Below are 252 nucleotides of genomic sequence, written 5' to 3'. Positions count from 1 at the left end.
ATATGATTTCGTATGGATCGGGCCGGCCAAGATATTCATATACTTCCGATCTTACTAGATAAAAATGTTCTGCGTTTGCTGCGTCTATTGTAAGATCAACAAGTATTTTTCTTTCTTTCAAACGTGTAAAACGACTCTTTCTTTGCGTCTGAATGCCGTGCCGGCTCGAATTTGTGAAGTTTTTTCTATCGAATGACGGCGCTTCGGGTTCAAAGGAGGTTAGAAAGACATTGGGGAAGACATCATTTAAAC

General features: G+C 40.1%; 1 protein-coding gene. It reads right to left on the bottom strand.

Annotation, left to right across the window (positions count from 1 at the left end):
• On the bottom strand, positions 1-252 hold a 252-nt coding region (locus R0J92_RS24945), incomplete at both ends, for a phage tail domain-containing protein (protein ID WP_411053660.1).

Origin of the sequence: Tritonibacter sp. SIMBA_163, assembly GCF_046535935.1 — a bacterium.
Lineage (GTDB): Bacteria > Pseudomonadota > Alphaproteobacteria > Rhodobacterales > Rhodobacteraceae > Epibacterium > Epibacterium scottomollicae.
The sequence above is the reverse complement of the archived record's forward strand: the minus strand, read 5'-3'. Positions and strand labels throughout refer to the sequence as shown.